General features: G+C 45.5%; 24 protein-coding genes. 13 read left to right on the forward strand and 11 right to left on the reverse strand.

From position 1 onward, the window contains the following. The first annotated feature begins 9 nt into the window (after positions 1-9). A complete protein-coding gene (locus tag PQG66_RS01325) occupies positions 10-141 on the forward strand; it encodes a YjcZ family sporulation protein (RefSeq protein ID WP_272034277.1) in 132 nt (43 codons plus the stop codon). A gap of 101 nt (positions 142-242) precedes the next feature. Here the strand turns inward: PQG66_RS01325 and PQG66_RS01330 are convergent, their stop codons facing one another. Together PQG66_RS01330 and PQG66_RS01335 are read right to left on the reverse strand one after the other, a co-directional pair. Next, on the reverse strand, positions 243-1,286 hold the full coding sequence (locus tag PQG66_RS01330; RefSeq protein WP_272034279.1) for an HD-GYP domain-containing protein: 1,044 nt from the start codon (positions 1,284-1,286) through the stop codon (positions 243-245). Positions 1,287-1,402: 116 nt separating this feature from the next. Further along, positions 1,403-2,164, reverse strand: coding sequence for a molybdenum cofactor biosynthesis protein (locus PQG66_RS01335; protein ID WP_272034283.1), 762 nt, complete (start codon positions 2,162-2,164; stop codon positions 1,403-1,405). Positions 2,165-2,284: 120 nt separating this feature from the next. Between PQG66_RS01335 and PQG66_RS01340 the strand changes: the two genes are divergently transcribed. The 7 genes from PQG66_RS01340 (at position 2,285) to PQG66_RS01370 (ending at position 9,023) form a co-directional block, all read left to right on the forward strand. After that, entirely contained in the window at positions 2,285-3,715 is a 1,431-nt protein-coding gene (locus PQG66_RS01340; protein ID WP_272034285.1) for a bifunctional metallophosphatase/5'-nucleotidase, read from the forward strand. 105 nt (positions 3,716-3,820) lie between these two features. Further along, complete coding sequence (locus PQG66_RS01345) at positions 3,821-4,906, forward strand: HD-GYP domain-containing protein (protein ID WP_272034287.1); 1,086 nt, start codon at positions 3,821-3,823, stop codon at positions 4,904-4,906. 217 nt (positions 4,907-5,123) lie between these two features. Further along, the gene (yfkAB, locus tag PQG66_RS01350; RefSeq protein ID WP_272034289.1) at positions 5,124-6,260 is read left to right on the forward strand and encodes a radical SAM/CxCxxxxC motif protein YfkAB; all 1,137 of its coding nucleotides are present in this window, start codon (positions 5,124-5,126) and stop codon (positions 6,258-6,260) included. A gap of 44 nt (positions 6,261-6,304) precedes the next feature. Next, the gene (locus tag PQG66_RS01355) at positions 6,305-7,651 is read left to right on the forward strand and encodes a hemolysin family protein (protein ID WP_272034291.1); all 1,347 of its coding nucleotides are present in this window, start codon (positions 6,305-6,307) and stop codon (positions 7,649-7,651) included. Between the two features lie 275 nt (positions 7,652-7,926). After that, positions 7,927-8,184 (forward strand): spore coat associated protein CotJA, encoded by a 258-nt coding sequence (locus PQG66_RS01360; protein WP_272034293.1) that lies wholly within the window; start codon positions 7,927-7,929, stop codon positions 8,182-8,184. After that, the gene (locus tag PQG66_RS01365; protein WP_272034295.1) at positions 8,156-8,431 is read left to right on the forward strand and encodes a spore coat protein CotJB; all 276 of its coding nucleotides are present in this window, start codon (positions 8,156-8,158) and stop codon (positions 8,429-8,431) included. Before PQG66_RS01360 ends, PQG66_RS01365 begins: the two co-directional genes overlap by 29 nt. Before the next feature lie 22 nt (positions 8,432-8,453). Next, a complete protein-coding gene (locus PQG66_RS01370; protein ID WP_272034297.1) occupies positions 8,454-9,023 on the forward strand; it encodes a manganese catalase family protein in 570 nt (189 codons plus the stop codon). A 196-nt stretch (positions 9,024-9,219) separates the two neighbouring features. Here PQG66_RS01370 and PQG66_RS01375 read toward each other — a convergent pair whose 3' ends face one another. The 4 genes from PQG66_RS01375 to PQG66_RS01390 form a co-directional block, all read right to left on the reverse strand. Beyond that, positions 9,220-10,212, reverse strand: a complete 993-nt coding sequence (locus PQG66_RS01375; RefSeq protein ID WP_272034299.1) for a 3-oxoacyl-[acyl-carrier-protein] synthase III C-terminal domain-containing protein — start codon at positions 10,210-10,212, stop codon at positions 9,220-9,222. Positions 10,213-10,274: 62 nt separating this feature from the next. Continuing rightward, positions 10,275-10,625: a hypothetical protein gene (locus PQG66_RS01380; protein WP_272034302.1), complete on the reverse strand. Its 351-nt coding sequence runs from the start codon at positions 10,623-10,625 to the stop codon at positions 10,275-10,277. A gap of 189 nt (positions 10,626-10,814) precedes the next feature. After that, positions 10,815-11,183, reverse strand: a complete 369-nt coding sequence (locus PQG66_RS01385) for a carboxymuconolactone decarboxylase family protein (RefSeq protein WP_272034304.1) — start codon at positions 11,181-11,183, stop codon at positions 10,815-10,817. 12 nt (positions 11,184-11,195) lie between these two features. Further along, a complete protein-coding gene (locus tag PQG66_RS01390) occupies positions 11,196-12,833 on the reverse strand; it encodes a thiamine pyrophosphate-binding protein (RefSeq protein WP_272034306.1) in 1,638 nt (545 codons plus the stop codon). Positions 12,834-13,194: 361 nt separating this feature from the next. Here PQG66_RS01390 and PQG66_RS01395 point away from each other — a divergent pair, with 361 nt between their 5' ends. The 4 genes from PQG66_RS01395 to PQG66_RS01410 all read left to right on the forward strand — a co-directional run bounded on the left by PQG66_RS01395 (position 13,195) and on the right by PQG66_RS01410 (position 16,512). Continuing rightward, a complete protein-coding gene (locus PQG66_RS01395) occupies positions 13,195-14,175 on the forward strand; it encodes a Gfo/Idh/MocA family protein (protein WP_272034308.1) in 981 nt (326 codons plus the stop codon). Between the two features lie 106 nt (positions 14,176-14,281). Further along, positions 14,282-15,187: a hypothetical protein gene (locus PQG66_RS01400; RefSeq protein ID WP_272034310.1), complete on the forward strand. Its 906-nt coding sequence runs from the start codon at positions 14,282-14,284 to the stop codon at positions 15,185-15,187. Positions 15,188-15,207: 20 nt separating this feature from the next. Beyond that, entirely contained in the window at positions 15,208-15,657 is a 450-nt protein-coding gene (locus PQG66_RS01405) for a hypothetical protein (RefSeq protein ID WP_272034312.1), read from the forward strand. Positions 15,658-15,822: 165 nt separating this feature from the next. Then, positions 15,823-16,512, forward strand: a complete 690-nt coding sequence (locus PQG66_RS01410) for an HAD family hydrolase (RefSeq protein WP_442954989.1) — start codon at positions 15,823-15,825, stop codon at positions 16,510-16,512. 180 nt (positions 16,513-16,692) lie between these two features. Here the strand turns inward: PQG66_RS01410 and PQG66_RS01415 are convergent, their stop codons facing one another. The 5 genes from PQG66_RS01415 to PQG66_RS01435 form a co-directional block, all read right to left on the reverse strand. Beyond that, complete coding sequence (locus PQG66_RS01415) at positions 16,693-17,871, reverse strand: YheC/YheD family endospore coat-associated protein (protein WP_272034314.1); 1,179 nt, start codon at positions 17,869-17,871, stop codon at positions 16,693-16,695. Positions 17,872-17,908: 37 nt separating this feature from the next. After that, a complete protein-coding gene (locus PQG66_RS01420) occupies positions 17,909-19,015 on the reverse strand; it encodes a YheC/YheD family endospore coat-associated protein (protein ID WP_272034316.1) in 1,107 nt (368 codons plus the stop codon). Beyond that, positions 19,015-20,388 (reverse strand): YheC/YheD family endospore coat-associated protein, encoded by a 1,374-nt coding sequence (locus PQG66_RS01425; protein ID WP_272034318.1) that lies wholly within the window; start codon positions 20,386-20,388, stop codon positions 19,015-19,017. Before PQG66_RS01425 ends, PQG66_RS01420 begins: the two co-directional genes overlap by 1 nt. A gap of 66 nt (positions 20,389-20,454) precedes the next feature. Continuing rightward, positions 20,455-21,645, reverse strand: a complete 1,191-nt coding sequence (locus tag PQG66_RS01430; protein WP_272034320.1) for a YheC/YheD family endospore coat-associated protein — start codon at positions 21,643-21,645, stop codon at positions 20,455-20,457. A 24-nt stretch (positions 21,646-21,669) separates the two neighbouring features. After that, on the reverse strand, positions 21,670-23,043 hold the full coding sequence (locus PQG66_RS01435) for a YheC/YheD family endospore coat-associated protein (RefSeq protein WP_272034322.1): 1,374 nt from the start codon (positions 23,041-23,043) through the stop codon (positions 21,670-21,672). A gap of 231 nt (positions 23,044-23,274) precedes the next feature. On the opposite strand from PQG66_RS01435, the gene PQG66_RS01440 reads away from it, so the two are divergent. Beyond that, positions 23,275-23,622 carry a YlbF family regulator gene (locus PQG66_RS01440; RefSeq protein ID WP_272034324.1) on the forward strand — a complete coding sequence of 116 codons (348 nt, stop codon included), beginning with the start codon at positions 23,275-23,277 and terminating at the stop codon, positions 23,620-23,622. Positions 23,623-23,651: the final 29 nt, after the last annotated feature.

Consider the following 23,651-nt stretch of genomic DNA (forward strand, 5'->3'; position numbering starts at 1 on the left):
GGCAATGACATGAGCGAAGTAGGATATGGCTGTGGAAATAATGTTGGTGGTGTAGGTGGATACAATCCATTTACTTCCGTTGGCGCGATCTTGGTACTATTCATCCTGTTGGTAATCATCACAAAAGCATTCTGTGTATAATACCATCGACTGAATATACGTATGACAGGTAATCGAAGGGAAGCTCATGTGAGCTTCCCTTTTGCTTTTTTTATATTATTTTTCTACAGGTAAGACAATGCTCATACGTAAATCTCAACAATCGCGATATCTCTTTCTTTGGCTAAATTGATAAAGGATCCAGAGGTCTGTATAAGTGGACGGAAGTAGTCAGTAGAATTGTTCATGACAATGACACCCGTTTCTCCTGTGGTGAGGAGCACTTTTTTACCAATAAAATTAGGAAGCATGTGTTTGATTAGTTCTTGGGTGGCTTCGCCATTTAATTGACCAAAACTGAGGCTGTACAGTTCACATAAGACGGAGATTAGCTCTTGCTTGGTTTGATAGACCCGATTAGTCGTCATCGCACTGTATACGTCAGCGACGGCAGTTATACGAGCGTAAGGATGAATCTCATCCCTGCGTAATCCGTATGGATAGCCGCTGCCATCTTCACGTTCATGATGCTGAAGAGCAACCGTTGCGAAAATTTCATTTTGCGTAGAGGCTTTGATAATTTCGTAACCGTATAAGGTATGTTTTTTCATTTCAGCAAACTCTTCTGTAGTTAATTTACCTGGTTTATGTAAGATTTCAGGAGGGATTCTAGACTTGCCAATGTCATGAAGATATCCTGCCTTAGCTACCGTGAGACATTCTTCAGGGGCGTAGCCCATCCAGTTGGCAATATAAAAAGCAAGCATGCCAACCTGCAAGGAGTGATTGAACGTGTAGTCATTGTCTCCATTAAGTAGGAGCAGCAAGGAGACGACATCTTTTTGTTTTTCGAGCTGCCCGGTTAAGTTGACCAACATTTCATCAACCTGGAACTCATCAATAAATCCTTTCTCCATCGCTTGTTGGAACAGAGACTCGGTACCTTTGATCGTGTCGTTAAACAAATTGGTTAACAGCCTGTGCTGGTCGGAATGCAAGTTTGGATGATCGGAGTGTAGGTTGGATGTAAGTTCGACATCTGCAAAATCAATTCCGTGCTGCAGTAGTTTGGATATATCTTCTTCACTGACAATGGAACCTTTCATGAGCATGTGAAGCCCTGAGCTATTGTAGATATCGTTTTTTAATAGGTCACCTGGTTTAAGATCTGTAACATGCACTCTCACGTATAAACCACCTTCTTCCTCGACTTATATCGACATATAGCACTATAATAACAAGAAAAAAATGGGTTGACAACGACTTGTTTACTACTATAAATTCTAGTAATCCGTGAAAAGACTCATTTTTTAGAATCCATAGGGTTCCAAGGTCCTAGTTGATGTCCCTTCCATTCCGACCCATCTTCCCAAATTTCCTTTTTCCAAATTGGCACGGTTTGCTTAAGGCGTTCAATGGCATAACGGCTTGCATCATAACAGTCGCTTCGATGAGGTGAAGACACAGCGATAACCACACTGATTTCGGCCACGTCAACTTTACCGATTCGATGACTGATGGCACATCGTACGCCTGGCCAGCGTTCTGCTATTTCAGTGCCAATCGCAGCCATTTGAGACAGGGCCATAGGAATGTACGCTTCATACTCTAAATATACGGTGCGTTGTTCACCGGTCATTTCACGTGTTGTACCTACAAAAGTGAGTGAAGCCCCATGATTTGCGGTAATAACCAAATTGGTGGTTGCCTCCACAGACAGGGGAGCATCCGTAATTAGGAAAAGACCGTCTTCTGTGCAATGCTCTTGTATATTCGGCTTATCCTCTTCCTGGTTAGAAGTACTATTTGTCGTGCCGTCCCCACCGGATACGGGAGGAATTAATGCAAGTTCGTCCTCAGTTGTGAGAATCGTATCGGCAGGAGCATATTGCTGGTTTACTGCCAGAAAAGAGGACTGAATCTGTGAAGCAGCCTCAGGATAAGCCAGAGCTAGTTGTTCTTTAAGCGCAGATGCGGTAGGTGTATCTCCATCAAACTCAAATTCCAATAGAGATGTATGTAAACGTTCAGCGATACCTGCAAATAATTGAATAGATAATTTCATAAAGCGCACCACTCCTTTTTGATCTCCAAACCCTATAAATATATCATAACGACGTAGAAAATGTTATGCTTATCCACTAGAATAATGTACGTTTGATAAATCGCAAGGGGAGGCAGTATAATGCATAGCGGCGCGAAAGAAACATTAACCATCTTGCATACCAATGATATCCATAGTCACTTTGGCTCGATGAGCGCGATTGCTGCCATGATCAGTGAGGAACGTGAACGGGGAGGGAATCTCCTTGTTCTTGATATAGGCGACCATATGGACCGCATGGCTGTAGAAACAGAAGGAACGTTGGGTATGGCCAACGTCGATGTCCTTAATCTGACGGGCTATGACGCGATTACCATTGGAAATAATGAGGGGCTGACATTTACGCCAGACCAACTGGCTCAGTCCTACACGGGACTACGTTGTCCAATTGTATGCGGGAATGTGGTGGAACAGGATACCGGTCGCATTCCAGCCTGGATGAAACCTTGGCATATCATAAAAAAGGGCTCTTTTCATATTGGTTTGCTGGGAGCAACGGCCCCGTTTAACTCCTTTTATGAGCTGCTGGGCTGGAAAGTGACAGACCCCATAGAGACATTAAGGAAGCAGGTTATGATGCTGCGGGAGCAAGTGGATGTAGTCGTTGTTTTATCCCATCTTGGTCTGGCAACAGATCAAAAACTGGCAGAGCAGGTAGCAGGTATTGATGTTATCCTCGGCGGACACACCCATCATGTTCTGGAAGAGCCTTTGATCGTAGGCCAAACTGTGCTGGGAGCCGCGGGGAAATTCGGACAATGGCTTGGAAAGGTTGTGCTGGAACGAACAGATGAGGAGAAGTCAGTGCGGGTGGTGAGTAGTGGTTGTGTACCCGTACAACATACGATGTTACATGAGCAAGTGTCTTTGGCTATTGCTGCGAATGTTCAGGAAAGTGAAAGGAAGCTAGGTCAGACAGCGGTAATGACGGACCGCACGTTGAAGATCAACTATGAGCAAGAATCACCTTTTGCGAACTTGCTTGCACAAGCCGTCCGACACTTTACACGCGCAGAGCTATCCGTTGTGAACGCAGGGCAGTTACTTGGAAATCTCCCGCAAGGGGAAATTAGCAAAGGAATGTTACATTCCCTATGTCCATCTCCTATAAATGCTTGTACAATATGCTTGAAAGGTTTTCAGCTTCGTGAAGCGCTGGAGCAGTCATTGCTCGAAGAATTCATTCATAAACCAATCACGGGATTTGGATTTCGAGGGGAAATTCTCGGAACGTTATGTATGGACGGAATGGAAGTTCATTATGATCCTGATGCGCCAGCTTATGACAAAATTCGATCCATTCATGTGAATGGTATACCTATGGATGAGCAACGTCAGTATGTTATTGGAACACTCGACATGTTTACCTTTAATGTGGGTTACCCTTCTCTGGCTCAAGGTAGCAATATACAATATTACCTGCCGGAATTTATACGTGATTTGCTGGAACAAGAATTAAAACGACCAGGGGCGTTAGAGGAAAGTCTGCATACCCGCTGGTTACAAAGCTAGAACAGAACTGCCTTCTGCTAATGCGGTGGCTAGTGTTGATTACATCTAAGGAGCGGGAGAGGATAGGCTGTGCGTTTAGTTCATATAAACTTATTGCAGCCTGGCATGAAGCTGGGGAAACGAATTTTTAGTGAGGAAGGTCTGGTTTTACTCAGTGAGGATGTAGAGCTGACGAGCCGATTGATTACACGTTTGAAAGATCTCGGGATTGGATACGTATACATTCAGGATGCTGCGACAGAAGATATTGTTGTGCCCGATATGCTACAGGAAGAAACGAAGCGAAGAGCTCTTGTGGAGATCAAAAAGCAATTTCAACATATGTCTGGCTTCAAAAGCAAAAACCAGATCACGCATTTCGGTAAAGCGCTGTGCGGTGTCATGAACAGCATTCTGGAGGATATCGGCAGTCAGCAAGAAGCGATGATCATGTTAATGGACATGAACTCCAGCGATTTTGACCTCTATAATCACTCGCTCAACGTGTGCGTGTACACTCTAGTATTAGGTGTAGCATCAGGTTACACACGCCAGCAGCTTATGGAGATTGGTCTTGGAGCTTTATTGCATGACATCGGAAAAACACAGATTTCAACTGAAATTTTACATAAACCTTCACGTCTCAGTGATGAAGAATACAAGATTATTCAGCAGCACACTACATATGGACATCGGATTCTCAAGGATGAACCAGGCATCCCTTTACTTTCAGCACATTGCGCACTTCAGCACCATGAACGGATTGATGGTAGCGGCTATCCGTTCGGTTTAAAAGGAAATGAAATCCATGAATATGCGAAGTGGATAGCCCTTGCCGATTCTTATGATGCTATGACAACGAATCGAGTCTATCGTCAAGCCTTATTGCCACATCAAGCCGTGGAAGTGTTATATACAGGTTCTGGGACATTATATGAACAGTGGATGCTTGAAAAATTCAGAGACTGCGTTGCCATCTATCCTGTAGGCCTTTCCGTCACGCTCAGTACTGGAGAGGTTGGGGTGGTCGCTGGAATTCAACCACGTGTACCACAACGACCTCAGATCCGTGTTCTCAAGGATGCAAAAGGACAACCGCTCAGCGTACCATACGAAATCAATCTGGCTACCGAGCTTTCGATTATGATTACCGGGGTGGAGGGTGTAGAAGATTCAGCAGCACTCCTGAAAGAAGAACACTTGAAAAGTTAAACAAGAGAAGGAAAGGGCAGACGCTCAGTAGCAATCGGAAACTTGAAAGTGAGTTTTCTTGAATGCACGAGCGTTTTTTGTCATGCAATGGACAGGCTTTGGCTGTGCAGGATGATTCGTAATTGTGCTATGATAAAAGATAGCTCCCAAAAAAGGTATCTAAGATATGATGTAAATAAAACTTTTTAGGTTAATAAAAGGAATAAGGTGAAGAACAATGACCATGCTAAACTCAGGATCGGTGCAACCGATGCCTTTATCGCCAACCAATGATCCGTGGGATCCGATTGGCTCTCTGCGTACATATGGCCGGCATGTGCTGACCAGTGTAGAAATGACAGTGACACATCTCTGCAATATGCGGTGTGAACACTGTGCCGTAGGGGATATGCTTACCATGCAAGAGGCGCCAGCTATTCCACTCTCATTGATGTTAAAACGCCTGGATGAAGTCGAGCACTTACAGACCATTAGTCTGACAGGCGGCGAACCTAGTTTCAGCCAGAAAACGGTGGACGAGATGATTATTCCTCTACTCAAATATGCCAAAGAACGGGGAATACGCTCGCAGATCAATTCTAATCTTACGTTGGATATTAGTCGATACGAGAAGTTGCTTCCCTATCTCGATGTAATGCACATCTCCTTCAACTATTTGAACGCGGATGATTTTCATCAGGTTGGGTTCGCTAATAGCGGTAGACCGGTGAAACGTGAAGTTGCCGTGAAAATGTATGAAAAAATGATTGAAAACTCTCGTAAGCTGAGTGAAGCAGGGATGTTTATTTCTGCTGAGACGATGATTAACTATCGTACACATGACAAGCTTGAAGGTATTCATCAATTAATCCGGGAGATGGGATGCGTTCGGCACGAGGTACATCCGATGTATAATTCTAACTTTGCATCCTCTCTGCCTGTGCTGTCGCTGGATCACATGAGAACGGCCATACATCAATTGCTCGATGTGCGTGACAAAGAGATGTGGATGCTCTTCGGAACGTTACCATTCTTCGCGTGCAGTGCAGCCGAGCAGGATCGTGAACTGATTAACCGGCTATATAGTGAACCTAATGTGACCGTCCGCAACGATCCGGATGGACGCAACCGGGTTAATGTTAACATGTTTACCGGGAACGTATACGTGACCGATTTTGCTGATATCCCTGCATTTGGGAATATTCACGATCGGAAATTAGACGATGTATTCCACGAATGGTCGGCGGAGCATCCGCTCAATCAGACGGTCAATTGCCATTGTGATGCAGCATCATGTTGCGGACCGAACCTGCTTGTAGCCGACATGTATTATAAAGGTGTGGACTTCAAATCGAGAAGAGCCATTACACGTTAATATTCCCGAGCTTTCTGAAATAGACAGAGAAAGGGAGTTGCATCTTGGACATTCATACCGAATTTCATCTTGGACAGCTTGTATTTAATCTGGTCTGTGTCTTTTTACTCGTATTTTTGAATGGCGTATTTGTGGCAGCGGAGTTCTCTCTTGTCAAAGTAAGACAGACACGCCTAACACAATTGCAGAGTGAAGGAAACCGTCTAGCTGGTTATGCGTTGAAGGTGAACGGTAAACTGGATGCTTATCTGTCGGCAACGCAGTTTGGAATTACGTTGACTTCCCTAGGGTTAGGTTGGTTAGGTGAGCCGGCGATCTCCAAACTACTTGTGGAACCGCTGATGTTCAAGCTGGGCGTTGCAGATACAGCTCTGATTACAACCGTATCTGTAATTATTGGTTTTTGTATTATAACGTTTCTGCACATCGTACTCGGTGAACTGGCTCCCAAATCCCTGGCCATTCAAAAAACAGATGGTGTAGCACTGTTTCTATCCGCACCGTTACTGTTGTTTTATAAAGTCTTTTTTCCGTTCATCTGGGTTCTTAACGCATCGGCCAATGCTTTGTTGCGTCTGGCTGGTATCAAACCAGCTAGTGAGAGTGAAGCCCATTCGGAAGATGAGCTTCGAATTCTGATGAAACAGAGTGCCAAGAGCGGGGTCATCGACAAAGATGAGATCACGCTGATGGATAATATCTTTGATTTCTCCGACATGTTGGCTCGCGAGGTCATGCTGCCTCGAACGGATATGGATTGTTTATACACCCATCTGTCGCTGGAAGAAAATTTAAAGATCATCAATGAAACGAAACACTCCCGATACCCAGTAGCTATGGAGGATAAGGATGAAATCATTGGTTTTATCCATATTGCCGATCTGTTGCTGGCGGAACCGGAGCATCAGCAGGATCTAGCTTCATTAGTGCGCCCCATTCTGAACGTACCGGAATCGATGGAGATTAGCCATGTGTTGCGCCTAATGCAGAAGAAACATGCACAGATGACTCTTGTAGTCGATGAATATGGAGGTACTGCAGGTCTGTTGACAATTGAAGTGATCTTGGAAGAGATCGTCGGAGATCTTTATGATGAGTTTGAGGATGAACGTCCGCATATGGAACGCATCGATGACGCTTTTTCGATTGATGGACGCTCGTTGATTGAAGAAGTTCACGAATGGACCGGAGCTGTTATTGAGGACGAAGAAGTAGACACGATAGGCGGTTGGCTTTTTAAGGAATTGGAAGGCAGTCCGACTGTAGGCAAAACACGTGAAGCGAATGGTTATGTGTTTGAAGTGGAGGAATCCACACGATTACGAATCAACCGGGTTAAAGTGTATAAGAAAGATAAAGAACAAGATGTCGATTCAGAAGAGGGACAGTGAGCTGTAGTTTCTTCTGGATGATCGATCTAATACAGGAATTAAGCAAGATCTTTGGAAGCCGTGCTCCGTCACCTTTCAAAGGTCTTTTTTTGCTGTTTTGAATGAATAATATTCAAAGTTAGATGTCAAAGTTTCTTGTTCGGGTTTCTGTAAAAAAGGGATGATCTCGCTCAACCCGACATATGGTTATAAGGACAGGAAATGATGGGGTTGTCATGTATGACATGAAGGAATGCCAGAAAGAGTATGATTACACGATAAAGGAGGCGCTTCGATTGAAAGACCCTCAGGTTCGGGCTTATTTTCCTTTTGTAGGTCCATTTGATCCATGTAAACCTATAGGTATCCGTACGTATCTCGTTCCACCGCAATTATTTATTCCTTTTCAGCCGATGGGGTGGCCCCAATTCAGCCCGGCTGAAGCGTTAAGACTCGGCACATTGTGGCCAGCATTATACAGTCCATATGTCTCGAAAAAAACGAAGGAAAGGGCGGTGGAGAAGGATGGAGAAGGAACAGCCGAAAGTTTGTGATGCCCAATATTACGAAATGCTGGAAGAGCTGCAGGCGCTGGATTTTGTCTTAGTTGAGCTGAATCTGTATCTCGATACTCATCCTGGTGATTTTCAGGCCATCGAGCAGTATAACAAATTCAGTCAGGAACGTATGCGTGTTGCACATGAGTTTCAACAATTATACGGCCCGTTAATGAACTTTGGCCATGCGTTCTCCAAGTATCCATGGGAATGGTCCCAGACCCCTTGGCCTTGGCAAGTATAAAATTGAAGGAGGCTTCCTGTACATGTGGGTATATGAAAAAAAATTGCAATATCCGGTTCGAGTGAGTAAATGTGATCCTCATATGGCAAAGCTTCTGATGGAACAGTATGGTGGTGCCGATGGAGAGCTCGCAGCAGCCCTTCGGTATCTGAATCAGCGTTATACCATTCCCGATAAAATCATCGGTCTGCTGAATGATATCGCGACGGAGGAGTTCGCACACTTAGAGATGATTGCAACGATGATCTACAAACTCACAAAGGATGCGACGATAGAACAGCTGGAGCAAGCGGGGCTGGATGCTCATTATGCAGCACATGACAAGGCACTATTTTACAATAACGCTGCTGGGGTACCTTTCACTGCTACCTACATACAGGCCAAAGGCGACCCAATTGCGGATCTGTACGAGGATATCGCAGCCGAAGAGAAGGCTCGAGCGACATATCAATGGTTAATTGATCTGACAGATGATGTGGACTTGCAGGATAGTCTGAAATTTTTGCGAGAACGGGAGATTGTGCACTCGCTTCGGTTCCGGGAGGCGGTCGAGATTCTGAAGGATGATCGAGAGACCAAAAAAATATATTAAAGCAGAAGTCACATGAATAGATTAAGATAAGAAGAGATCACAGCAGTCCGCAAGGGCTGCTTTTTCTGTTAGGGCAATATGGCCAAAACGAATTCAATTAAAAAAGGACGAGTGATAGAGGTGTTGTCCTCCAATCGTCCTTTGAATGAATAATAAATGCATTATAAATAAATGCTTGTGCTTAGAACTTGTACTACTAGTACTCAACGATCATGGCAACATTTTGCCACCCGGCGCCTACAGTCCAGAACAACACCTTGTCACCGCGCTGAATCTGACCGGAATGAATCGCTCGATGCAATGCAATAAAAGGACTGCTTGTAGACGTATAACCGAATTCATCTCCAATATAGACGGCAATGTCATCATGGATGCCAATATTATCGGATACTGCACGGATGTTGGCGATAGACAATTGTGAGAAACAGGCAGCCTTGATCTCATCTGGCCTGATTTCATTTCGTGTCAGCAAAGTTCGAATAGACTCTGAAGCAGCGTCGACACAGATTGAATCGTCAAACGGAGTGAATTTCACATGAAAAGCTCCTGCATCTACACCGGTGCTTCCCAGCTTGGCCAGCCCTTCCGCAGGAAATAGGGAATTTTGATACACACAGGGATCCGTCTGATAGATGGAATCGATAAAACCGATGGCATGCTCATCTCGCTCGACAATAACGGCCGCGGCTGCATCTCCAAAACAGGCGAAATATACAGGATCATCCGGACTGGCGTGAGGGGCGATATAATCGGAACCGATAATCAAAGCCCGCCTGATCCTTGGATTACCAAGCATCTGACGACTGACCTGTTCAAAAGCTGCGGTCATGCCTGCACAGTTGGCGTTACTATCAATACAGATGGTGTGAGATGCACCGCTGATTAGCTGATGAATCATCAAGGAATTCGTAGGGAAAAGATACTCCGGTGTTTGGCTTGCATAGGCAATCAAGTCGATATCTTGACCGGTGAGTCCGGTTTTAGCCAGCAGATTTCGAGTAGCCGCGAAGGCCATCGTTAGTGAGTTCTCGTCATCCTGCTGAATTTGGTAGCGGGAATCACGGCCAAGTGCTTTCAACAAACCACGAATATCCACCCCTCTTGCATCAAAATGGTTAATATAAAATTCATTGTGTACTTTGGTTTCAGGGTGATATATATCAATATCTACAATCCGAATTCCAGCCATCCTCATCCTCCTCATAAGTGGCAAAACAGACCTGAACCCAAAAAAATACGGATCCCTGCATATTAAGCCGTAATGTTCGAAACAATCTGGAGATTGTCGAGCCCTACGGTTCGACCAAGTCTGGCAAGTTGCATTTTCAAAATTGTATTGTTATCGAGTATTAACACCACTTTTTTGAATTCGCTCTTTTTTAACATAGCCAGACATCCCTCAAGGAGCGGTACAATTTCAGGGGCAGTGACATTCAGCTTTTTGCAGTCAATGTGCAGGTTGAACTCCTTGGTATTCATTGAAGCAATGGCATCCTGATATGCCGCGATTGAACGTAGACCATCCTCTTGAGAAAAGGAACCTGCCAACTCAATGTGAAGCACTTTGTTTGAAGCATCCGTTTTTAGATTGAATGTTCCCATTATGCACGCTCTCCCTTTGTAAAATGAATGAAAGCTATCCTCTATAGAGGTTGCGGTCCTTAGACCCTCATCGAGGCGGGGAATCAGGCTGTATGAAACAGAAGGATGTTTTTACCCACAGTATAAAGGGGATAATGTAAAAATATCAATAAAAAGGTCGAATGATGTATAAAAGTGCTGAACAAAGAATTACTGGATTTCTTCCAGTGTAGCAAGCAATACATTAAATGCACTGATAATCCGCGGAGCCCCAACACAAGGTGCCAAGTGAAGCAGAATTCCCTTTATCTCTTCTACCGTAACGCCTACACTTAGAGCCATCGCATAGTGGACACCGAGTTGCTCGAATTGTCCTTGCGTAATCAATGACGAAATAATAGCGACTTCTTTCCATTGATCCGTAATGGTAGTTCGCTGAAAAATATCCCCATAAGCCGTTCCCATAATAAACTCGGACAGCTCAGGAAAATGCTCTTTAATCGGTGCAAGTGCCTTCGCACCATACTCTCCAGAAAGATTGGCAAAACGCTCTAATCCTTGTGTTACTTGTTCAGTCATAATTTGCGCCTCCTAATCCAAATTGACAACCCGGTGAGCCGTTGGGGGAATCTCGTCCCGATCGGTCAGCAGCTCAATAACAGTGACTTGTTTTAGCTCCAAAGCGGTCTCTAACGAGGCAGAAAACTGTGATAGAGTCTCTGCGCGGAAGGCTGTAGCTCCTAAAGATTCAGCAAATTGAACAGCATCCATCGGCACTTCAAAGAGTGTACCATCGATGCGTCCAGTCGTTTTTTTCATCCCCTTCAGTGCCATGTCTAATTGCTTGTTATTTACAACGATAAAAATGACAGGTAGATCCTTGCAGACGGCCGTATTGATTTCAGTGCCTAACATCATAAAACATCCGTCCCCGGTGATACATACAATCGTCTCCTCCGGTGAAGCGGCCTTGGCACCGATGGCCATGCCGATGGCATTTCCCATGCAGGCAAAGTAGGCGTCAAATATGAAGCTGCCGGGTTTCTTCACTTTGTATCGCTGTACAGCATGGAAGCCATGACTGCCATCGTCCACGAACAGCTTGTGGTTGTAAGGTAGCATGTCACTTAGTTGATCCAGCACAGAAGCGAGAGACAGATGCGGTAGATTCGGTAATGGAACTTCGTAATCTGACGGTTTAATGTCATCTCCAGTACTACATGCTGGAGTAGTAGGTATGCTACTTAGCAGATATTGTAAACTTTCTTTGATATCGCCTGTAATATGTAAGGTCTGAGATTGAAGGATTTTACCTACGAATGTTGGATCGGTGTCGAATTGAATGAGCTGTGCCGGATGATTTTCTGGCTTAAGATTACATAACGTCATATCGCTCAGTCTGGAGCCGAGTACAACATACAGGTCACTCTGATTCAACATTTCGTCACCATGTGGGAAGCCACCTACGCCGCAAGGGCCGTGGTACAGAGGATGATCCCATGCAATCGCTCCTTTGCCGCCAGGAGTTGTTATGACAGGAAGGTTTAACGTTTCAGCGAACTGTTGAAGTTCCTCATGTGCCCTCGAACGAGTTACCCCTTTGCCTGCAATAATCAAAGGATGCTGTGCTTGCTCAATTAGTGGCAGGATTCGATTCAGATTCGAAATGCTGAGTAATGACTCTGGTTTAGGAAGAACGATACGGCATTCGGGAAGCTGTTCTGTTTGCACGTCAAAAGGAAGACACAGGTGAACAGGCCCTTTGTTTGGGCCAAGCGCAATGGAAATGGCATGATTCAGAAGGGTTCCAAAGTGATCACCACGCTCTACCAGTTTGCTGAACAGGGTGGCAGGTCGGAACATTTCGGCCAGATCAGCCAGATAAGAAGAAGAATCCTGACACTGAGGAACACCCAGTTCTTGAATCGATTGATGGCCGGTAAGAAATAAAACAGGGAGATTATTTGCTTTGGCATGAGCTGCTGCCGTGAGCAAATTGGTTCCCCCGGGACCGGAGGTGGCTAAGGCTACTCCCAAGCGGCCTGTCTGAAGTGCGTAGCCCGAGGCAGCAAAGCCGGAACTAGCTTCGTGGCGGCCTGGTATGAATTCCAGGCCGTAATCGACCATTTTCAGAAGAGCAGGACAGATTGATTTTCCGATAATTCCAAATACATGAGTGACACCCAGATTCCGCAGCGTTTCAGCTAGATAGTCCGCAACAGTTCTCACATGGACACCTCGTTTCGAGTATTGGGTTATTAGAACCAGGCGGATTATTCCGATTGTGTATGTTGGAACTTGTCTAAAGATGTAATAGGAATAATTCCTTGTTATTAGAAATCCTATCTTTTTTTGTGTTTTCTTGTCAACCGTATTCCTGAATCCAATTTCCTGCGTCTTAGGTTGTGTGCATCCATGATTTATAAATCTGTTTGCATAAATGCGATCTCTATTCTATACCTAATTACCTACTTGCATTAACGCAATAGTACAACAATGGAATGCTGCAATGACGGGATAATGTGATGCATGATGAGCGTAACAACCCACTGATTTCTGCTATACTGAAAATGGAATGGGAGGAAATGTGATGAACACGTTGAGAATGGGTGTAATCGGCTTGGGGAAAATGGGGTTACATATGATTAAACAGGCGATGGATATTCAGATGGATCGACCTGTGGAAATTGCTGCGGTGTGTGATACGAATGAGGAAGGTTTGAAAGCCTTTGCCGAAGCATATCCTTCCATCAAAACATATCTTGACTACCAGCATCTGCTGGACGAGCAACAGATGGATCTGGTGTACATTGCTGTGCCACCGAAATACCATTATCCAGTCGTAATGGAAGTGCTGAAGCGCAACATCCATGTGTTCTGTGAGAAGCCGCTTGCGAACAGCCTGGAAGAAGCAAGCCGAATGGTGGAAGCGGCGGAACAAGCAGCGGAGCGGGCTGGAGTAGTTCATGCTGTTCATTTTTCCATGCCGCATGAGCCTGCGGTATTGAAGCTGCAGGAGATGGTTAAACAGCATGCTGTGGGCCATATTCGCAGAATTGATCTAATACTGCAATTCCCGCAGTGGCCACGTTCCTGGCAGCAGAATGAATGGATCACGAGTCGTGAGCAGGGAGGTTTCATCCTGGAAGTGGGCATTCACTGGATTCATATGATTCAGCACGTGTTTGGACCGCTCGAGGTGGTGGAAGCGCAAGTGACTTATCCGGCAGATCAGCCGAATGTGTGTGAGCAGGAAGTGCAGGCTGTACTTGAGTTACCGGGTGGTACGCGCATTTATATGCAAGGCATCTCTCACTTTGCTGGTGAGGAACGGGTATCCATGGTTGTGTATGGAACAGAGGGTACAATAGCGCTGGAAAACTGGGAGGAGCTTATGAGTGGCCCCATCGGCCAACCGCTGTCTCCAGTGGAAGTGTTGGAATCCTCTAGCGAGCTGCCTGTTCTGAAACATGTGATTAACCGGATTGAAGGTAAACCGGGTAAGATCTACACCTTCCAAGATGGGTATGAGGCACAAATGATACTGGAAAAGTTGCGAGAAAATAATTAATAGAAATCATAGGGAATGTGATGAGAATAATGTAACCATAAACAGATTTAATGTTTAGACTCTCCTAATTTGTGGTAATCAATTTTCATAAAAAAGGAGGGGTATTATGGTAAAAGTGAAAATGTTAATACTTGTTTTGTGTTTATTTGCACTCTCTTCTGCATCTGTTTTTGCAGAAGAAAGTAATCGTATTGAGAAAGAAAAAAAAGTTGTGCAAAGTTACGGGATCTCGTCAGAATTTGCAAAGGACTTAACCGATCAAGACTTAGAGAGATTTCTTGCACAAGAGCCGCGAATTAAATTAAACAGAGATGAATATTTTAAATTTGTACACACAGTTAATAAAAATCCTCAAATGAAAACTCAAATGAGAGATAGTGAGGACAACATTAGTACCACTGTAACCAAGGTATCAAAAGAAGAAGCTCTTGAGGAAATTGCTAATGAGATACAGAATGAAATTTCGACACTGAGTGTGGGTGACGCTAAAACTACAACAACGTCATGGCTGAGACTTGAGACAAATATGACTTATTACAATAATAACGGACAAGTTTCAGTACGATTTCAATGGCTCAAAAATGCAAATTATAAAAGAGAAGATATTCTTGCTATAGGGCTCAGCAACAATGTTGCACCTCTTAACAATACAGCTAGTTTCGTTCATAAAACGGATACTTATAATCCGCTAAATATGGATTGGCGTGAATATTCTGAAAATAACGCTACTTTACGCTACCATCCTGGCGGTGTAACTGCACAATTTAATCTATTTTCTCCTGCAATGAATTACAAAGATGAGAGAGGCTATCTAAGCTTTACTGTCAAGCCGAGAGAGGGCGGTAAGTGGAATTTAAATTCCTTTTATGACACTTTAGGCTACTACAGACACCAAGAAAAAGTTTTTTCAGTTTCTCCAAGTGTATCTATTCCTATCGGTGGTTCATTATCTTTAAGTCAGCAAGATAAATTTTCGGAAGTCGATAGTTTCGCTCAGATACAATATAAATAATTTTTAAGGAAGTGATACAGTTGAGAGCGAAAAAGTGGCTTTGGTCTATCATTATCTTACTGTTTCTCTCCAATTCGGTAGTGGTCTATATGCTTTTCAATACAAATACTCAATTTGGTCGTTTGCAGGATAAAATAAATCAATCTTTTACTATGCATGCAGAAAACATTCAAAAACAATTAGGGGAGAACACAAGACAGGGACTTGAAGAGAATATTCTTCAGTATCAGAATGCTTCGTCTAAATTAAGTGCGTTAGCTTCGGGTACAACATATTTTCAAAAAGAGCCTATGGTGGGTAATGTGACTCTGAACCTAGAGCGTTTTTTCAGAGATTATCCTGAATATTCTCATAAACTATCTGCTGAGGAGATAAAGACGTTGCAGCAATTGATGACTCAGTGGCTCAAAGATCCTGCCGATGTAGATACCAATAACAAGCTCAATGATTTTTTGGTGTTACAACAATAATTTTAAGAACACTCTCAGCTTCAAGTTTTTGAATGTTGGGAGTGTTTTCGCGTGATCTTTAACAATCCCAAGGTTTACACGTTTTGATGTTATGTTTATCATGGAATGGGAGACATCTCCGAGAATTACGAATACACCAATGCCACTCCGAAAGGAATTATGGATATGACGAAAAAAACGGGATTACGCAAGCCGGAAGCGATGATTTTTGATATGGACGGCACGTTGTTTCAGACGGAGACGTTACTATTGCCTGCCTACCATCAATTATTTGATACATTACGTGCAGAAGGCCATTTTGCAGGTGAGACGCCTCCCGAAGAGCGGATGCTTGGCAGTCTGGGTATGCTTCTTGAGGACATCTGGAAGATTGTTATGCCAGAAGCTTCGGAAGCAGCTCATCGCCGGGCAGATGAGTTGTTGCTGCAACTGGAGATTGAGGGGCTAGATGGAGGCAACTCCAAGCTGTATCCTGGTGTTAAAGAAACGCTGGAAGCACTTAAAGCTCAAGGGATTCGTCTGTTTGTTGCCAGTAACGGTCTGGAGGATTATGTCAAGGGGGTTGCGTTCGCTCACGAGATCATGCCTTTGTTTGAAGGGGTATATAGTGCGGGCCAGTATAAGACACCTTCCAAAATTAACCTCGTACAGATTCTGCTCCAGAAACACCGGATTCAGGATGCTTGGATGGTAGGGGATCGTTCTTCCGACGTCGAGGCGGGCAAAATGAACAACCAGACCGTCATTGGCTGTGCCTATGCCGGATTTGGTCGAGACGAAGAACTGGCCGGATCGGATGCACTGATTTCGGATTTCACGGAACTGCTTCGCCTGTATGAAGAGGCAGAAGAATAAAGATCAGACCGAATCATCCACAGCTAGTGTCAGAACAATGGACTGGTAGATGCTGAGAATACACCATTATGATATACAATAATGATCACGATAAAAAGAGGATTAGAGGGTTGAATACACGGCACCTCTAGTCCTCTTCTGTTTCATTTGTTCCCATCCCATCACTCGTGATTTGGAAGTCTATTTTACCCTTCGATTCCGCCTCACTTTTGCGGATTTATTAGTAGCAGGCCTGGGCAAAGTCTTTTTTCTGACTTCTTGTGGAGAACGGTTGCGGTACACCCATAGGGCATACTCCAAGGGTTGGGTGATCGCTTTGTAATAGATGCTCCGTTCACCGATTCGGGCGAAGACTTCACGGGCAGGTTTGGGGTTAACCTCCAGCAGATAGATGTGTCCGTTCTTGTCGATCGCCAGATCCAGTGCAAGTTCGCAGAGATCTCCATACGTATCCTCCAAGAATGTAGCCACGTTAATTCCGAACTTCTCGGCAGTAGCAATGACTTCTTCCCGAAGCTCCTCTTCAGGAATCCACTGTTGCATTAATCGCTGCATTGCAACAGCCTGACCGCCGCCGTGAAGGTTCGAAGTCACACTCTTCTCTGCCCCCATACGTCCTGCACATCCTGTAAGCTCCCAGACCCCTTCGCCATTTTTTTGAACTAACATCCGGTAGTCATGGACTCTTCCGTTAGGCAGTTGAAGCTGAATTCCTTTTTGCACAAGATATTTATCTTTCATATTCCAGTGCTGGAGCAGGGAACCGAGCCTCGACAAATGAACCTTGCGCGGTGTAATAATACGACGTTTCTGATCCCTGCCCTGAACGAGAACCGTACTTGCCTCCTTATTACTGCGCTCGACACGCAGAATACCACGTCCACCAGTGCCGTTGATTGGCTTCAGGTAGACGAGGGGGGAAGCCTTCAGCATACGATTCACATCGGACATATCCTGATACAGTACTGTCTCGGGTAGATGTTGCCGAAATGCCGCTTTTTCGGAAAGTGTCTGGTGTATTGTCCATTTATTGCGAAGCGGTCGGTTCAGAAAGAGCAGGTGTCCGTATTTTTCACGAAAAGCAAGCAACTGCTTGAAGCGATGATTCCGCTGAATACGGCATCGGTCAAAGATAAGATCCGGGAATGCACGCCACTCTCGGGACCAGCCTTTGGTTTCATCATAGACCATCGCTTCAATCTTCCTGCCCGAAGGATGAACATCGGCAGGTGTGAATACGTAAATATCCAGTCCCCGTTTGCGCCCTTCAAGAATCATTCGGCGATAGATGCTTCGTTCTTCCAGAGCGCGGTGTTCATTTAAGTACAACGTCATAATGCCCAGAACAGGTGAGGACACAAGTAATCACCTTCTTTGTATACAGTATTTCTGTTCTTCATCGTACAGACTGGCGGGCAAGATAAGCGCTGTACTGGAAAATACGTTCCAGTGAACGTCGTCTGATCTGAGGTTCATCGAATTTCATCGGTTTGGCATTGGCTTCAAAGAACCAGATCTCGCCCAGATCGTCTACGCCAAGATCCATAGACATTTCACCAAGCGTATGTCCCGATCCACGCTCAACCTGTCTTGCAATCATTAACGAGGTCGACTTCACCCGTTTCATGAGAACCGTTGTCATTTCTTCCCCAAACAGATCCGTGAGCAGTTTTTCGGGGTCCTCTACAGTACCCCCGCGAGGCACATGAGTTGTGATGCTGCGTGAGCCTGCGAGTCTTGCACCGACTCCGGTAACACTCCACTGTCCTTTGCCATTCTTCTGCACAAGCACACGAAGATCGAAAGGCCGTTTGCGGGAGGAAGCCAGTTCAATGCCTTGTTGCATAATATAAGGCGTATGTCCGGTTTCTTTACGAATTCGTGCCCATAATCGGGATAACGTGGCTGCTTTATAGGTCATACTTTTTCGGGTGTTTTGTACTTTAAGCCGATAAGGCAGTCTGTCTTTTTCTTGAAACTTGAGCATCATGATCCCCTTACCTGCCTTGCCACTCTCTGGCTTAAGGTACAGATAAGGATAGGTTTGTAGCACTTTGCCAAGGGTCGTTGCACTTCGCATCCGCCGGGTATGTGGAATCAGTTTCTGAGTAGACTTCGATTTCTTCAGCCACTCAAACAGATTCCATTTATTGAAAAAGAACGGGTTGTAGAGCTCGATCCCGGATTGAAGACATTCTTCAATTTTCCGCTGGACCGAAGGTTTGCACTCGTCTTCCCGGCTAGGAATACGGTTATATAACACATGAGGGAGGGGGAACGACTGTGAAGTCCATTTGCCGCTCCCTTTGTTGTACGTATATCCTTTCACTGTTGATCCAGTCACATTAAGGTCACGGACTGTTACAATATAAACGGTGTAGCCCATACTTTCGCCTGTTTGCAAAATATCTTGGAAATTTTGATGATTCCCTCTGAATAGGCGCTGTTGATCATGCATGGTGAGCACAGCGATTACAGGTTTGAAATCATCATGAAGGCTCATCAAATGCCTTCCTTCTTCCGGAATTTGCTCAAATACAGGCAATGCTCCAAAATGTGTTCCACCGACGATTTTCCCTCCAACCGGAGTGAAGGGTGACGGAAGATGGAGCGCCCGGGTTTGGCGTTCGCTTCGAACATCCATACATGTTCCTCCTGATCAATGCCCAGGTCAAAGCCAATCTCACCAATTAGATGCTGGTGCTGGGATTCAATTGCCTGGGCCAGTGTAATAGCGACGGATTTCGCCTGCTGGAGAACCTCGCCCGCACGTTCCCCGAAATTGCGGCTGAGCGCATATTCAGGGGTCATTAGAGAGCCGCCATTTTTAATGTGGGTCGTAACACTTCCTCGTCCCGCCTTTTTGGCGCCAATGCCGACAACAACCCACTGATTGTTTCCGTTTTTGTGCATGTGGAAACGAAAATCAATAGGACAGTCATCAATCTCGATCAGTCGTATTCCCTGTTGAACAACATAGCCGCGCAGCTGTTTCCCGTGTCGGCCTTGCAGCATGCGCATCAAACTATTAAACGAACCGAAGCGCAGGAGAGCATTTCCGCTTTTTTTGCGATAACGTGCAAAATATCCACGTTTGGGTGAATAGGTTAAACGATATATTCCATTACCGAGGCTTCCTGCGGTTGGTTTGTAATAAACAAACTGATGCCGTTCCAGCATTTCTTTCATCTGTTCGACAGTGGGATTGGTGATGGATTCAGGAATATAACGCCCTGCGGTCGGCTCATTCTCCAGCAATTTGTAAATATCTGATTTGTTGAAGAAACTCCAGTTGAAAAAAGGAATTTTGCGGCGGATAAACCGTTCCCGTAGTTGATTAATCGCCGGTGAAAAGTCAGAACGACGGCTTGGTAAACGATTGTAGACTACATCGGGCAGTGGCACCGTTCTACGCATGAAGTTGCCACTCTCATTGAGAAAGTAACCGGAAACCGTCTCGTTCTGCCAATTGATATCCCGCGGAGTGAAGGCATAAATATAAGATTTACGGCTCCCTTCACGGAGCAACTGTTTGATAAATCCGGTGCGGGAACCAAATGGATTTGAAAGTGAAGCGGAACCGTCGGATAACACACCGATGAGCGGGCCTAGCTGTACTTCATCATTCTGAAGGTTGCGAAGATAAATACTACCGCGTTTCGGAACGTTCATTAAATTACGGATGCCTGATGCTAGATACAAATGTTTCCCGGCTTTGCGGATAGGTTTGATGGTGGCAGGCACGCGATCACGTCCAAAACGCAGGTGTATGGTCTTTTTGCCGGATAGGTTCAGACTTTTCATTAAAGCATTCGATACGTACACTACTTTTTCGGGTTTTTGGGTGAAATGCAGATTACAAAAGGTCAAACTCATGATTTATCCTCCTATCCTGAAAAAATCCTTGTGTTCCATGGCAAGCAGGCATTGGCATTGCAGAGCTCAGCCGCCTGGAATCAGGATGCGTTTCAGGCCAGCTTTGCTGGACGAATTCGGCATTTTCATTGGACGTGAGACGTCCGCGAGAATATGTTGTTGCAGCAGATAACGGGCGTAAGCAAGCGGCTGTGTATATGTCAGGGCATGCATGCGTTCGTCTTCCGCATTCGCAAATGAGGTGCGGCCTGGTCTGGAGTTCACTTCAATTAGCCACAACTGGCCGTGTACATCTGCTCCAAAATCAAGTCCAAGTTCTCCAAGTCTTCCGAAGCGGCTTTCCAGCAGCGTTGGAATGAGAGAAGCAGTATGGCTAATCTGTTTTAGGAGCGACGCAGCCAGATCTTCGCCGTAACGTTCATTAAGATATGCATCTGCAGGATAGGCTGTGCCCCCGCCGTGAAGATTTGAGGTGAGTGAATTGTCAGGACCTTCCCGAACCATGCAACCGGTCAGTGTCCAGCGGCCTTGCCCGTTTTTTTGCACCAGCGCCCTTATGTCAAACGCCCTTCCATAATGGCTAAGCTCCAGATAAGGCTGCACAATCATCTTTTGTACAGCCTGATGTGATTCCAGCCAGGAAGATACGTCCGATGCTTGTTGAAATGTCAGATGAAAAGGTTCGTTGGTTGTATTACGACCTTCGGCGCACCAGACAGATGGGGGATCTGCCACAGATAAGCGAAAGGTGTTCTTGCCATGAGTTCCTGATTCGGGTTTGAAAAATAAACCTTTGGGCCACCGAGCAAGCCATATTTCCCAGGGAATAGGTGACTTTGCACGGGATGTTGGAACAAGTAGTTTACGAAGTATGCTACATCTGGACAACGTGCGATGAACTTCCCATTTGCCAGGAAGGGCGGCTGACCAGCTGCGCTGCCGTAGACTGTATCCAGGAGGTAGATATTGTTCCAGCTGTTGCTTTACGTTTTTGGAGAGAGGTCCGAGGCAACGGTTCATCATCAGAGCCATTGGTCGAAGAGGAACGGATCTCCATTGCTTCTGTTCATAGGTGTATCCTCTGCTAAGACTTCTCCCCGTTAATTTGGACGGAATCGGGATGACGATGATTCGCAGCCCGTATCGCGGACCTTCTACACTGAGCCGACGGCAGAAGCGTTCATCTGTGAAGGGAGGTGAGCCTGGTGCTTCGCGGACTAAAATAGCTATGGTGTTGTTATGGGATAATGTCAACATGATGCTGTACCTCCTTCATGAGAATTAACTTCGGAATCCGGCCAGGTAAGTGGAGTACTCCAGCATAGCTTTGACTGAAGGACGAATTTTGCTCTCGCTCAGTGGTGTATTGTCATTTTTAGAAGGTTTGGAGTTCACTTCAAGCAGCCATACACGGCCACTGGTGTCCAGCGCCAGATCAATGCCCAGTTCACCGAAATGGGCAGGAATCGCACTCTCGATACCTTTGGCGATATCCAGCGCAGCCGTATGCAACCCTGCATACGCCGAAGCTCTGGCGGCGGCAGATAGTTGTGTTTTGGCTACGGCTTCTTTGACGGTGCTGAGACTTCCGCCTCGCGCCAGATTGGAGACGTAATGACTGCCGCCTGCAATACGGGCAACGATGGACGTTACGCTCCATTTGCCTGTTTTGTTTTTCTGCACCAGTGCGCGAAAATCAACGGGTCTACCACTGTTATCAATGAGCGTCAGCCCTTGCTGGATCTGATAACGTGTTGTTTTCATTTTTCCAGACATACTGGCATACAGTTTATCCAAAGAAGCATACGTTTGTTTGCGAGTACCTCCGACACTTGTCGCTAGAGTCAGATAACCTCCGTCAGGCTGGCGTGACACACGGATAATACCTTTACCCAGTGAACCACGCACCGGTTTTAGAAAAATGACGGGATGACGTTGGCACATCGTTTTGAGGATGGCCGACGATTTGAGGAGGTGAGACTCGGGCAGCACCCGTTTAAGTGTCGGGATAGATTTAAGTGCGTCAAACACCTCATTTTTGTCGAGAAACTTTTCATTAAAGGTGTGTGTGCCATAGAGTGATTTTACTTCTTTCATAAAATGCTGTACGCTAGGTTTGTTCTCGAGTTTGCGAGACGTGAGCCGGTTATTGACCACATCTGCTATAGGCAGAACGGTCTTTTTCCAGCCGTCATCATAGATCCAACCTTTCATGGAGTCGGATACTGTTCCGATGTCCTCCGGTGTGAAAAAGGATACATAGGCGCCCTGTTTTCGGCAGGCATGCACTAATTCTTGGCAGAACATCGTTATCGAGCCAAAGGGCCGATCAGGCTGATCGGGATAATCTCGGCTAATCATGACGCTGATGTAAGGGCCAAGGCGAAGCGTATGGCTGGAAGCACGGTATGATACCCTCAGGACCGAACGGGGGACAAGGCCGGTTTTGCTGGCTACCGTTTGATTGAGTCGTAGTCCGTCATACCGAGGAACCGGAATAACAGTAACTTCCCGGCGGTAAGAACCGAATTGCAGCTGAAGAGGTCTTCCCGAAGGAATTTTAAGCGTTTTAAGCACCCCTTCGCCCAGCATGATGACGTCGTCCTGCAGGATGCCCGAGCCGGTAACCTGTATCGTTACTTTTTTAGTGGACATCACGGATCTCCTTCCGGGCGGCAGCTTGATGTCTGATCTTGAAGTTGAACGGCATCTGAACATGGCATGTGCTTCATCATATGAGGACATATACCCCTTGGTGATTGACCCAACCGGAATTAATGTGTTTGATTCGGGGCGTTTTCGAGCCACATGATCCAGTACCTTTTGTTTGAAAGCATAAATGCGTGTTCTGACACGGATGAACAACCAATTAGAGGAGGAATAATAATGAATATTTATGACAAAGCGAATGATCTGGCAAAAGCAATGAGAGAAAGCAGTGAGGTAGAAGAGATTACTTCTGCGATGAAATTGATTGAGGCTGATCCGGAGGCAAAAGCGATGCTGGACAACTTCCGTAATCAGCAGATGGAATTGCAACAGCGCATGATGAGTGGAGATATGCCGGCACCGGACGAGATGGAAAAAATGGAGAAACTCTTCGAGGTGTTGAGTCTGAACCTGAATATTCGTCGCCTGTTTGATGCCGAGCGCCGCCTCAGTGTGATCATCGAAGATGTGAACAAAATTATCGCAGACAGCTTGGCTCATCTGTATGGTGGAGCACAAGCTTAATCAGAAATACTTGTCCCGTTTTTTCTCCA

Origin of the sequence: Paenibacillus sp. JJ-100 (assembly GCF_948329825.1) — a bacterium.
In the GTDB taxonomy this organism is placed as follows: Bacteria; Bacillota; Bacilli; order Paenibacillales; family Paenibacillaceae; genus Paenibacillus.

Excerpts from the sequence above, each read along its gene's own strand:
- PQG66_RS01385 (WP_272034304.1), bottom strand. The coding sequence starts at position 11,183 with ATGACTGAACAAGTAACACAAGGATTAGAGCGTTTTGCCAATCTTTCT.
- PQG66_RS01395 (WP_272034308.1), top strand. The coding sequence starts at position 13,195 with ATGAACACGTTGAGAATGGGTGTAATCGGCTTGGGGAAAATGGGGTTA.
- PQG66_RS01440 (WP_272034324.1), top strand. The coding sequence starts at position 23,275 with ATGAATATTTATGACAAAGCGAATGATCTGGCAAAAGCAATGAGAGAA.
- PQG66_RS01400 (WP_272034310.1), top strand. The coding sequence starts at position 14,282 with ATGGTAAAAGTGAAAATGTTAATACTTGTTTTGTGTTTATTTGCACTC.
- PQG66_RS01345 (WP_272034287.1), top strand. The coding sequence starts at position 3,821 with ATGAAGCTGGGGAAACGAATTTTTAGTGAGGAAGGTCTGGTTTTACTC.
- PQG66_RS01410 (WP_442954989.1), top strand. The coding sequence starts at position 15,823 with ATGACGAAAAAAACGGGATTACGCAAGCCGGAAGCGATGATTTTTGAT.
- PQG66_RS01325 (WP_272034277.1), top strand. The coding sequence starts at position 10 with ATGAGCGAAGTAGGATATGGCTGTGGAAATAATGTTGGTGGTGTAGGT.
- PQG66_RS01375 (WP_272034299.1), bottom strand. The coding sequence starts at position 10,212 with ATGGCTGGAATTCGGATTGTAGATATTGATATATATCACCCTGAAACC.
- yfkAB (WP_272034289.1), top strand. The coding sequence starts at position 5,124 with ATGACCATGCTAAACTCAGGATCGGTGCAACCGATGCCTTTATCGCCA.
- PQG66_RS01430 (WP_272034320.1), bottom strand. The coding sequence starts at position 21,645 with ATGTTGACATTATCCCATAACAACACCATAGCTATTTTAGTCCGCGAA.
- PQG66_RS01420 (WP_272034316.1), bottom strand. The coding sequence starts at position 19,015 with ATGAGCCTTCATGATGATTTCAAACCTGTAATCGCTGTGCTCACCATG.
- PQG66_RS01425 (WP_272034318.1), bottom strand. The coding sequence starts at position 20,388 with ATGAGTTTGACCTTTTGTAATCTGCATTTCACCCAAAAACCCGAAAAA.
- PQG66_RS01435 (WP_272034322.1), bottom strand. The coding sequence starts at position 23,043 with ATGTCCACTAAAAAAGTAACGATACAGGTTACCGGCTCGGGCATCCTG.
- PQG66_RS01335 (WP_272034283.1), bottom strand. The coding sequence starts at position 2,164 with ATGAAATTATCTATTCAATTATTTGCAGGTATCGCTGAACGTTTACAT.
- PQG66_RS01365 (WP_272034295.1), top strand. The coding sequence starts at position 8,156 with ATGGAGAAGGAACAGCCGAAAGTTTGTGATGCCCAATATTACGAAATG.
- PQG66_RS01370 (WP_272034297.1), top strand. The coding sequence starts at position 8,454 with ATGTGGGTATATGAAAAAAAATTGCAATATCCGGTTCGAGTGAGTAAA.
- PQG66_RS01380 (WP_272034302.1), bottom strand. The coding sequence starts at position 10,625 with ATGGGAACATTCAATCTAAAAACGGATGCTTCAAACAAAGTGCTTCAC.
- PQG66_RS01340 (WP_272034285.1), top strand. The coding sequence starts at position 2,285 with ATGCATAGCGGCGCGAAAGAAACATTAACCATCTTGCATACCAATGAT.